Origin of the sequence: Mycobacterium sp. 1245852.3 (genome assembly GCF_001669335.1) — a bacterium.
In the GTDB taxonomy this organism is placed as follows: Bacteria; Actinomycetota; Actinomycetes; order Mycobacteriales; family Mycobacteriaceae; genus Mycobacterium; species Mycobacterium europaeum_A.
The window spans coordinates 1-10,511 of record NZ_LZLL01000049.1 but is presented as its reverse complement, the minus strand read 5'-3'; the positions used below and the strand labels follow the sequence as shown (position 1 = coordinate 10,511).

Genomic DNA, 10,511 nt, shown 5'->3' with positions numbered 1-10,511 from the left:
AGTGCGCAGCCAGGTGGAGGCGATGAACGTTTTGGACGGCACGCAGTCGTCGAGCACCGCCGCGCCGCCGATGCCGTCGGAGTCGATCACCGTGACGCGGGTCGTGTCGGGGTGTGAGGTGGCGGCCACCAGCGCGGCCTCGTAGCCGGCCGGGCCGCCACCGAGGATCACGATGCGGGTCACCACAGCCCCCAACCTAACGAAGCGGCGGGGACCCCGCGAATGCTCGGGGGAAGACCGGCCAGCGTCGGACGTCTAAGCTTTCCCCGTGCCGCTCTACGCCGCGTACGGGTCCAACATGGATCCCGAGCAGATGCAGAAACGCGCGCCCCATTCGCCGATGGCCGGAACCGGCTGGCTGCACGGGTGGAGATTGACCTTCGGTGGCGAGGACATCGGCTGGGAGGGCGCGCTGGCCAGCGTCGTCGAGGACCCGGGGTCAAAGGTGTTCGTCGTCCTCTACGACATGACTCCGGCGGACGAGAACAACCTGGACCGCTGGGAGGGCTCGGAGTTCGGCGTGCACAAGAAGATCCGGTGCCGGGTGGAGCGGATCTCGTCGGACACCGACACTGACCCGGTGTTGGCGTGGCTGTACGTGCTGGACGCCTGGGAAGGCGGCATGCCGTCGGCCCGGTACCTGGGGGTGATGGCCGACGCCGCCGAAATCGCCGGAGCGCCAAGCGATTACGTACACTGGCTGCGCACCCGCCCGGCCCGAAACATTGGTCCCGGCACCAGCGCCTGATCGAGGCGCCCCGAACGCGAAGGACATTCGGCTGTCAATCCTGTCCGTACCGCTGATCGCCGACGCGGTGGCGCGCGCGTTCGCGGCCGCCATCAACCCGGCTCCTAAGCCCGCCGTGCGCTTCCCGGAGTTCGCCGCCCGCACCGGTGAGGTCGCGATCCCCACCCGCGAGGGCACCGTGTCCGCGACCGTCTATTACCCGCCCGCGGCGACGAACCCGCCCGTCTACGTCAACGTGCACGGCGGCGGCTTCGTGGTCGGACACCCCGAGCAGGACGATCCATGGTGCCGCTACCTGGCCGCCAACGCGGGCGTGCTGGTGATCAACCCCGACTACGCGCTGGCGCCGCGGCGCCGCTTCCCCGCCGCGGTGCATCAGATCTATGACATCGTGTGCTGGGCGGCCGGCGCCGAGCGCGACTGGGACGGCACCCGGCTGTGCGTCGGCGGCCAAAGCGCGGGCGGCAACCTGTCGGCCGCGGCGGCCCGCCTCGCGCTGGAAAACGGCGGCCCCGACATCGCGCTGCAGGTGCTGCACTACCCGCCGCTGGACCTGGTCACGCCCAGCCGCGACAAGCCCTCGGCGATCGGCAACCGGGCGATCATGAAGCCGTGGATGAGCGAGGTCTTCGACACCGCCTACATTCCCGATCCGGCGCACCGGCGCGACCGCCTGGCGTCGCCCGCCTGGGACGGCAACGCCGACGACCTCGCCGGCATAGCGCCCGCGCTGGTGGTGACCGCCGAGCACGACCGGCTGCGCGACGAGGCCCGCAGGTACGCGGAGAAACTCCGGGCCGTCGGGGCGTTGGCGGAGTACCACGAGGTGGCCGGCGTCGACCACGGCTACAACATCATGAGCGGCGCCGGCGACGTCACGCGGCGGACGTACGCCCACATCGCCGACCATGTCGTGCGCGCCACGGGTGCGCGGCCCTCGTAGGCGCCTAGGACCGCTCGAACGCGGCCGACTGCTCGACGATGTTGGTCATCACGCGCACCCCGATCGGCAGGGCCCGCTCGTCGAGGTTGAACGTCGGCTGGTGCAGGTCGAGCTGCGGCCCCACCCCCGGCCACACGCCGAGGCGCGCCATCGCACCGGGGATCTCCTCGAGGTACCAGGAGAAGTCCTCGCCACCCCCGGACTGACGGGTGTCGGCCAGCGCGTCGGGGCCGACGGCCTCGATCGCGTGGGTGAGGATGCGCGTCGAGAGGTCCTCGTTGACCACCGGCGGCACGCCGCGCCGGTATTGCAGCGTGTGTTCGATAGCCAGCGGCGCCAGCAGCCCGGACACCGTCTCGCGGATGATCTCCTCCAGGCCCACCCAGGTCTGCCGGCTGGCGGTGCGCACGGTGCCCGCCAGCACGCCGCTCTGCGGGATGGCGTTGGCGGCCACCCCGGCGTTGACCGCGCCCCACACCAGCACGGTTCCGTTGCGCGGGTCGATGCGCCGCGACAACACCCCGGGCAGCCCGGTGATCAGCGTGCCGAGCCCGTAGACCAGGTCGGCCGTCAGGTGCGGGCGCGACGTGTGCCCGCCGGGCGAATACAGCGTGATCTCGATCTGGTCGGCCGCCGAGGTGATGGGGCCGTGCCGGACCGCGACCTTGCCAACCTCCAGCCGCGGGTCGCAGTGCAGGGCGAAGATCCGCGACACCCCGGTGATGGCGCCGGCCGCGATGGCGTCGATCGCCCCGCCGGGCATCAGCTCCTCGGCGGCCTGGAAGATCAGCCGCACCCCGACCGGCAGCTCGGGCACCGACGCCAGCACCAGGGCGGTGCCCAGCAGGATCGCGGTGTGCGCGTCGTGACCGCAGGCGTGCGCCACGTTGGGCATGGTGGAGGCGTAGGGGGCGTCGGTGCGCTCGGCCATCGGCAGGGCGTCCATGTCGGCCCGCAACGCGATCCGGGGCTCGTGTTCGGGCCCGAGGTCGCACACCAGCCCCGTCCCGCCGGGCAGCACCTTGGGGTTGAGGCCGGCCTCGGCCAGCCGCTCGGCGACGAACTGGGTGGTGGCGTACTCCTGGCGGCCCAGCTCGGGATAGCGGTGAATGTGCCGGCGCCAGTCGACCAGGTCTTGGTGGTGGGCGGCCAGCCACGAATCGGCGGCGTCGACCAGGCTCATGATCGCGCCCCGGACCGCCGGCGCTCCCGCGCGTCCATCACCCGGTCGCGCTGGGCGGGCGTCTGGGCCAGCTGAACAACCGTGCGCGCCAACATGATCGCGCCCTCGACGACCGCGCGGTCGGCGCTGGGGCCGGCGGCGGCGTCGGCGAAGGCGCGCTGGTGCACCATCGCGCCGCCGGCGTCGACCCCGACGATCGGGTGGATCCCCGGCAGCACCTGCGTCACGTTGCCCATGTCGGTGCTGCCCATGGGCAGCGCGGACTCGTACTCGCGGGCGACCGGCTCGCGGCCCAGCCGACACATCTCCTCGCGGAAGACGTCGGCCAACCACTCGTCGGGCCGCAGCTCGTCGTAGGCGGGTGCGGGATTGTCGATCTCGTATTCGCAGCCGGTGGCCAGTGCGCCCGCGGCGAAGCAGGCGTACACCCGGCCCTCCAGCTCACGCAGCGAATCGGATTCCACCGCGCGCATCGCGTACTGAACCGCCGCGCGGCCGGGGATCACGTTGACGGCCTGCCCGCCGTTGGTGACGATGCCGTGCACCAGCTGCCCCGGCGCCAATTGCTGGCGCAGCAGGCCGATGGCCACCTGCGCGACGGTCACCGCGTCGACGGCGTTGACGCCCAGCTGCGGCGCCACGGCGGCGTGCGATTCCTTGCCGCGGTAGTTCACCGTCGCCTCGGACAGGGCCAGCGAGCGGGCCGCCGCGATGTCGACCGGCCCCGGATGCAGCATGACCGCCGCGGCGATGTCGTCGAACACCCCGGCGTCGAGCAGCAGCGCCTTGCCGCCGCCGGCCTCCTCGGCCGGCGTCCCCAGCAGCGACACCCGCAGCCCGAGCTCGTCGGCCACGTCGGCCAGTGCCAGCGCCGTGCCCACCGCCGACGCCGCGATGATGTTGTGGCCGCAGGCGTGACCGATTTCGGGCAGCGCGTCGTATTCGGCGCAGACGCCGATGGTCAGCGGCCCGCTGCCGAAGTCGGCGCGAAAGGCGGTGTCCAGCCCGCCGGCGGCCGCGGTGATCTCGAAGCCGCGCTCGGCGACCAGCGCCTGCGCCTTGGCGCAGCTGCGATGCTCGGCGAAGGCCAGCTCGGGCTCGGCGTGGATGGCATGGGACAACTCGACCAGGTCGGCACCACGTCGCCGCACCACAGCCTCAACACTGTCTAACGGGGTTGTGGGCACTCTCGCAGTATGTCACTCACCGGTCGGCGGCCCGGAGGGCCGCAAAGCTACACCAGCCCGGCGATGAATCCGGCCGCCTGACCGGGATACGGCGGGTCCTCGTAGACGTGGTGGGCATCCCGGTCGCGACCGCCGACGACGCAGACCGGGTCGCCGTCGCTGCACAGGTCGATGGCGCGGCCGGCGAAGGCACCCGTCGACGACAGCGGCGTGTTGAAGCGGTTGCCGGGGTTGCCGAACACCGCGACGGCCCGGATCTTGCCGGCGAGCGCGGGATCCAGCGCCGGCGCCGATCCGAAGTTGCCGATCCGCTCGCCGACCGGCGGCACGCCCGCGAGCATCGACACCGCGGCGGCGCCCTGCGAGAAGCCGCCGAGCACCAGCCGCGTCGACGGGCACTGGTCGACCATCTGGGCGATGTGGTCGCGCGCGTCGTTGGCGCCGTCGGCGGTGGTCAGGAAGTTGTAGCTGGCCGGGTAGTTCACCGCGTAGGAATCGACGCTGCGCGACCCCAGCGCGGGTTGCAGCGCGGCGAACAGCGCGTCGCCGACGGCCCCCAGGCCGGGCGGCTCGGCGGTACCCCGGATGAAGATGAGTTGCACGTTCGGGCAGTCCGCCCTGGCCGACGGCGCCGGGCCGAGTGTGATCGAAACCACCGACAGCACAACAGCGACGGCCGCTCCCATGACCGGGCCAACCACCGGCCACTTACGAAGATTCATACGGCAAATCCTGGCATATACCGGCGACAGCTCCCCACCGCTGGGCCGATCGCCCGGCTCCTCACTCGCGCCGCCATCGGCGCTCGCCGTCGCCGGGCTAGGCTCGATCGCCCGGCTCCTCACTCGCGCCGCCATCGGCGCTCGCCGTCGCCGGGCTAGGCTCCCGCTGTGACCCAAACCCCGTCCGACCCAGGCGAGCTCGCGGCCCGGGCGGCCGAGGTCATCGCCGAACGCACCGGAATCGCCGAGCACGACGTCGCCATCGTGCTCGGATCGGGCTGGCCACCGGCCGTCGCGGCGCTGGGTACGCCCACCGCCGTGCTGCCCCAGGCCGAGGTGCCCGGTTTCCGGCCGCCCACCGCGGTCGGGCACACCGGCGAGCTGTTGTCGATGCGCATCGGTGTCCACCGGGTGCTGGTGCTGGTCGGGCGGATCCACGCCTACGAGGGCCACGACCTGTGTCACGTCGTGCACTCGGTGCGGGCGGCCTGCGCGGCCGGGGTGCGCGCCGTCGTGCTCACCAACGCGGCGGGCGGGCTGCGCCAGGACATGACCGTCGGCGAACCCGTGCTGATCAGCGACCATCTGAACCTGACCGCCCGTTCGCCGCTGGTCGGCCCGCAGTTCGTGGACCTCACCGATGCCTACTCGCCCCGGCTGCGCGAACTCGCCCGCCAGGCCGACCCCACGCTGACCGAAGGCGTCTACGCCGGGCTGCCAGGGCCGCACTACGAGACGCCCGCCGAGATCCGGATGCTGCGGACGCTCGGGGCCGACCTGGTCGGCATGTCCACGGTGCACGAGACGATCGCCGCCCGGGCGGCCGGCGCCGAGGTGCTCGGGGTGTCGCTGGTGACCAACCTGGCCGCCGGGCTCAGTGGCGAACCGCTCAGCCACGCCGAGGTGCTGGCCGCCGGAGCCGCGGCGGCAACCCGGATGGGGGCGCTGCTGGCCCTGATCCTCGCCCAGCTGCCCCGGTTCTAGCGCGATGACGCCCGAGGAGTGGATCGCCCACGATCCCGACCCGCGCACGGCCGCCGAACTCGCCGCCTGCGGCCCGGACGAACTCGCCGCGCGGTTCGCCCGCCCGCTGACGTTCGGCACTGCCGGCCTGCGCGGCCCGGTGCGCGGCGGACCCGACGCCATGAACGTCGCCGTGGTGTCCCGGGCCAGCTGGGCTCTTGCGCAGGTACTGATCGGGCGCGGCCTGCGCGGCTCGTCGGTGATCGTGGGACGCGACGCCCGGCACGGGTCGGCGGTGTTCGCCACCGTCACCGCAGAAGTGCTTGCGGCTCAAGGCTTTTCGGTATACCTCCTGCCCGGCCCGATGCCCACTCCGGTGGTGGCGTTCGCGGTGCGTCACACCGGTGCGGCGGCCGGGGTCCAGATCACCGCATCGCACAATCCGCCGGGCGACAACGGCTACAAGGTCTACCTCGACGGCGGCATCCAGATCGTCTCCCCCACCGACCGCAAGATCGAGGCCGCCATGGCCGCCGCCCCGCCGGCCGATCAGATCGGCCGGGTCCCGGTCGAACCCGCGCGGACGGATCTGGTGCGGCGCTACCTCGAGCGGGCGGCCGGGTTGCGGCGCGGCAGCGGTTCGGTGCGGGTGGCGCTGACCCCCCTGCACGGGGTGGGCGGCGCGGTCGCCGTCGAGGCGTTGGGGCGCGCGGGGTTCACCGAAGTGCATTCCGTCGGAGCGCAATTCGCCCCCGACCCGGATTTCCCGACGGTCGCGTTCCCCAACCCCGAGGAGCCCGGCGCCACCGACGCGCTGCTGGCGCTGGCCCCCGACGTCGACGCCGACGTGGCGATCGCGCTGGACCCCGACGCCGACCGATGCGCCGTCGGCATCCCCGACACACAGGGGTGGCGGATGCTGTCCGGCGACGAAACCGGTTGGCTGCTCGGCGATTACATCCTGTCCACGACCAACACGCCGACACCGGTGGTGGCCAGCACGCTGGTGTCGTCGCGGATGCTGTCGGCGATCGCGGCGCACCACGGCGCGGTCCACGTCGAAACCCGCACCGGTTTCAAGTGGCTGGCCCGCGCCGACGCCGATGTGCCCGGCGGCACGCTGGTATACGCCTACGAGGAAGCGATCGGGCACTGCGTCGATCCCGCATCCGTGCGCGACAAGGACGGCATCAGCGCCGCGGTGCTGGTGTGCGACCTGGTGGCCGCGGCCGGCCAACGGGGCCGGACCGTCGGCAACCTACTCGACGAGCTGGCCCGCCGGTACGGCGTGCACGACGTCGCCGCGGTGTCGCGCCGCGTCGCCGACGCCGCCGAGGCGGCCGAACTGATGCGGCGCTGGCGGGCCGCCCCACCGGCGACGCTGGCCGGGTACCCCGCGCAGCTCACCGACATCACCGACGCGCTGATCTTTACCGCCGGCGACGACGGCACGTCGATCAGGCTGGTGGTGCGCCCGTCGGGGACGGAGCCGAAACTCAAGTGCTACTTGGAGATTCGCTGCGCGGTCGGCGACGACCTGGGCGCTTCGCGGCGGCGCGCCCGCGCCCTGCGCGAGCGGCTGGTCGCTGCGGTGCAGAGCTGGTGAACAGGTTGGGCCCGAATTGGCGGTCACCGGCGTCGCCGAGGCCGGGCACGATATAGGCCGACTTGTTCAGCCCCTTGTCGACCGCGGCGGTGAACACCCGGGCATCGGGCGCCGCTTCCTCCACCGCCGCAAGGCCTTCCGGGGCCGCGACCACACAGAGCACGGTGAGATCCGTTGCGCCGCGGCGCTGCAACAGGCCGATGGTGTGCGCCATCGACCCGCCGGTGGCCAGCATCGGATCCAGGACGATCACCGGCCTGGCCGCGAGCTTGTCGGGCAGCGCCTCGAGATAGGGCACCGGCAGGTGGGTTTGCTCGTTGCGGGCGACCCCGACGAATCCCACCTCGGCCTCCGGAATCGCCGCGTGCGCGGCGTCGACCATGCCCAGCCCGGCCCGCAGCACCGGCACCAGCAGCGGCGGCTTGACCAAGCGCGTCCCGACGGTCGACGCCACCGGGGTCCGGATCCGCACCGACTTTCGCGGCGCGTCCCGGCTGGCCTCGTAGACCAGCATCAGCGTCAGCTCTCCCAGCGCGGCGCGGAAACCGGCTGCATCGGTGCGTTCGTCGCGCAGCACCGTCAGCCGGGCGGCGGCCAACGGGTGGTCGATGACGGAGACTTCCATGGGGTTGAGGGTATATAACGATCGGGCAAAGCCCTCCTGACACGCTGCGGACGTCGCAGGAAAACGCCTGCGCCCGTTCATATACTCCGGGCGTGTTGGGCGAATTTCGAAGTCCGAGAAGGCTGATCGGCCGAGCGTGCCGGGGCCTGCGGCCATTGGCCGCGGTGGCGTTGCTGGCGCTGGCGGCCAGCCCGTTGACCGCACGCATAGGCCTTGCGGCAGCGGCCATTCCGCAACCCGCACACATCGTGATCGTCGTCGAGGAGAACCGCTCCGAGAACGGCATCATCGGCAACAAGTCGGCGCCCTTCATCACCTCGCTGGCCGCGGCCGGCGCCAACATGACCCAGTCGTACGCCGAAACCCACCCCAGCGAACCGAATTATCTGGCGCTGTTCGCCGGCAACACCTTCGGGGTGAACAAGGACCTGTGCCCGGTCAACGGCGGCGCCGCACCCAACTTGGGATCCGAATTGCTCGCGGCGGGTTACACATTCGTCGGCTTCGCCGAAGGCCTGCCCGCGGCCGGCTCGCCGGTGTGCAGCGCGGGCAAGTACGCGCGCAAGCACGTGCCCTGGGCCAATTTCACCAACGTGCCCGCGGCGAACTCGCTGCCGTTCTCCGCGTTCCCGATGGGCAACTACGCCAGCCTGCCCACCGTCTCGTTCGTCATCCCCAACAACGACGACAACATGCACGACGGCTCGATCGCGCAGGCCGACTCGTGGCTGAACCGCAACCTGTCCGGGTATGCGAACTGGGCGGCGGCCAACAACAGCCTGTTGATCGTCACGTTCGACGAGGACGATAACGGCAGCCGCAACCAGATCCCGACGGTGTTCTACGGCGCGCACGTGCGGCCCGGCAGCTACAGCGAACAGATCAACCACTACAACGTGCTGTCCACGGTGGAGCAGATGTACGGACTGCCCAAGACGGGGTACGCCGCCAGCGCGGCGCCCATCACCGATATCTGGGGCTAGAGATCAGGTCGCTATTGTGTGCCGCATGGCTGCTGACCTCGTCCCCATCCGCCTGAGCCTGTCCGATGGTGACCGCTACACCGTGTGGGCGCCCCGGTGGCGTGACTCCGGCGACGAGTGGGAGGCGTTCCTGGGCAAGGACGAGGACCTGTTCGCGTTCACCTCCGTCGCGGACCTGGTTGCCTTCGTGCGTTCGAACGACGACAACGACCTGGCCGACCACCCGTCGTGGAACGAGCTGCGTTCGGCGCACGCGCACACCTTCGAACCCGCCGAGGACAAGCAGTTCGACCTGATCGCCGTCGAGGAGCTGGTGGCGGAGAAGCCCACCGACGAGTCGGTGGCCGCGCTGGCCGGCACGCTGGCCATCGTGTCGTCCATCGGCTCGGTGTGCGAGCTGCCCGCGGTGTCGAAGTTCTTCAACGGCAACCCCATCCTGGGCACCGTCTCCGGCGGCATCGAGCACTTCACCGGCAAGGCCGGCACCAAACGCTGGAACGCGATCGCCGAGGTCATCGGCCGCAGCTGGGACGACGTGCTCGCCGCGATCGACGGCATCGTCAGCACCCCCGAGGTGGACGAGAAGCTGTCGGAGAAGGCCGCCGACGAGCTCGCCGAAGAGCGCGAAGAGGTCGAGGCCGACGAGGACACCGACGCCGCCGACACCGCCGATGAGGCCGTCGAGGAAGCCGCGGATCCCGACGACGAGGCCGAGGACGACGACGAGGACGAGGCCGAGGACACCGAGGAGCGGGCGACCGGCGACACCGTGGTGCTGGGCAGCGACAAGGATTTCTGGCTGCAGGTGGGGATCGACCCGATCCGGATCATGACGAGTTCTGGCACCTTCTACACGCTGCGCTGCTACCTGGACGACCAGCCGATCTTCCTTGGCCGCAACGGGCGCATCAGCGTCTTCACCTCCGAGCGTGCGCTGGCCCGCTACCTGGCCGACGAGCACGACCACGACCTGGCCGACCTGAGCACCTACGACGACATCCGCACCGCCGCGACCGACGGCTCGCTGGAGGTGGAGATCACCGAGGACAACATCTACGTGCTCAGCGGGCTGGCCGATGACCTGGCCGACGGGCCGGACGCGGTGGATCGCGAGCAGTTGGAGCTGGCCGTCGAGGTGCTGCGCGACATCGGCGACTACTCCGAGGATTCCGCCGTCGACAAGGCGCTCGAGACCAGCCGGCCGCTGGGCAAGTTGGTGGCAGCCGTGCTCGAGCCCGACTCGGTCACCAAGCCGTCACCGCCGTACGCCGCGGCGGTCCGCGAGTGGGAGAAACTGGAGCAGTTCGTCGATGGACGGCTGCGCCGCGAGTAGTCCCATCGTTTGACGGTTGCGGGCTGGACGGGAAGGTTGGGTGACGTGTCGCTTCCCGGTATCGGCCCGCTGCCCCTCTACGGGTTCCAGCGTCCGGGCCTGTTGTTGTTCGGCTTGGTGCCGCTGGGCCTGCTGGCCGTCTACGTTTACGTCGCGGCCCGGCGCCGCCAACGGCTGCACCGCTACACCGACACCCCGGTGCCGCAGTCGCCGTGGCG

General features: G+C 71.3%; 11 protein-coding genes. 6 read left to right on the top strand and 5 right to left on the bottom strand.

The genetic code is table 11. The features are described from left to right. Nucleotides 1-186: FAD-dependent oxidoreductase (locus tag A9W96_RS01910; RefSeq protein WP_197499349.1), on the bottom strand; the 186-nt coding region annotated here is incomplete at its 3' end. A gap of 82 nt (nt 187-268) precedes the next feature. Here A9W96_RS01910 and A9W96_RS01905 point away from each other — a divergent pair. Further along, complete coding sequence (locus A9W96_RS01905; RefSeq protein WP_066868955.1) at nt 269-748, top strand: gamma-glutamylcyclotransferase; 480 nt, start codon at nt 269-271, stop codon at nt 746-748. A 115-nt stretch (nt 749-863) separates the two neighbouring features. Next, entirely contained in the window at nt 864-1,691 is an 828-nt protein-coding gene (locus A9W96_RS01900) for an alpha/beta hydrolase (RefSeq protein ID WP_067137644.1), read from the top strand. 4 nt (nt 1,692-1,695) lie between these two features. On the opposite strand, the gene A9W96_RS01895 is transcribed toward A9W96_RS01900, so the two are convergent. From A9W96_RS01895 to A9W96_RS01885, 3 genes are read right to left on the bottom strand one after another with little or no spacing between them, the layout of a single operon-like run. After that, a complete protein-coding gene (locus A9W96_RS01895; protein ID WP_066868952.1) occupies nt 1,696-2,874 on the bottom strand; it encodes an amidohydrolase in 1,179 nt (392 codons plus the stop codon). Next, nucleotides 2,871-4,061, bottom strand: coding sequence for a M20 family metallopeptidase (locus A9W96_RS01890; protein WP_066880136.1), 1,191 nt, complete (start codon nt 4,059-4,061; stop codon nt 2,871-2,873). The genes A9W96_RS01895 and A9W96_RS01890 overlap by 4 nt, the downstream gene beginning before the upstream one ends. 47 nt (nt 4,062-4,108) lie before the next feature. Continuing rightward, a complete protein-coding gene (locus A9W96_RS01885) occupies nt 4,109-4,723 on the bottom strand; it encodes a cutinase family protein (RefSeq protein ID WP_197497854.1) in 615 nt (204 codons plus the stop codon). 228 nt (nt 4,724-4,951) lie between these two features. On the opposite strand from A9W96_RS01885, the gene A9W96_RS01880 reads away from it, so the two are divergent. Both A9W96_RS01880 and A9W96_RS01875 read left to right on the top strand, forming a co-directional pair. Then, the gene (locus A9W96_RS01880; protein ID WP_066868946.1) at nt 4,952-5,767 is read left to right on the top strand and encodes a purine-nucleoside phosphorylase; all 816 of its coding nucleotides are present in this window, start codon (nt 4,952-4,954) and stop codon (nt 5,765-5,767) included. A gap of 4 nt (nt 5,768-5,771) precedes the next feature. Beyond that, on the top strand, nt 5,772-7,352 hold the full coding sequence (locus A9W96_RS01875) for a phospho-sugar mutase (protein ID WP_067137641.1): 1,581 nt from the start codon (nt 5,772-5,774) through the stop codon (nt 7,350-7,352). Here the strand turns inward: A9W96_RS01875 and upp are convergent. Next, nucleotides 7,243-7,977, bottom strand: a complete 735-nt coding sequence (gene upp, locus A9W96_RS30015; protein ID WP_082972002.1) for a uracil phosphoribosyltransferase — start codon at nt 7,975-7,977, stop codon at nt 7,243-7,245. The genes A9W96_RS01875 and upp overlap by 110 nt on opposite strands. A gap of 164 nt (nt 7,978-8,141) precedes the next feature. Between upp and A9W96_RS01865 the strand changes: the two genes are divergently transcribed. Next, nucleotides 8,142-8,960: an alkaline phosphatase family protein gene (locus A9W96_RS01865; RefSeq protein ID WP_067025728.1), complete on the top strand. Its 819-nt coding sequence runs from the start codon at nt 8,142-8,144 to the stop codon at nt 8,958-8,960. 25 nt (nt 8,961-8,985) lie between these two features. Continuing rightward, nucleotides 8,986-10,293 (top strand): primosomal protein, encoded by a 1,308-nt coding sequence (locus tag A9W96_RS01860; protein WP_067137639.1) that lies wholly within the window; start codon nt 8,986-8,988, stop codon nt 10,291-10,293. The last annotated feature ends 218 nt before the right edge of the window (nt 10,294-10,511 follow it).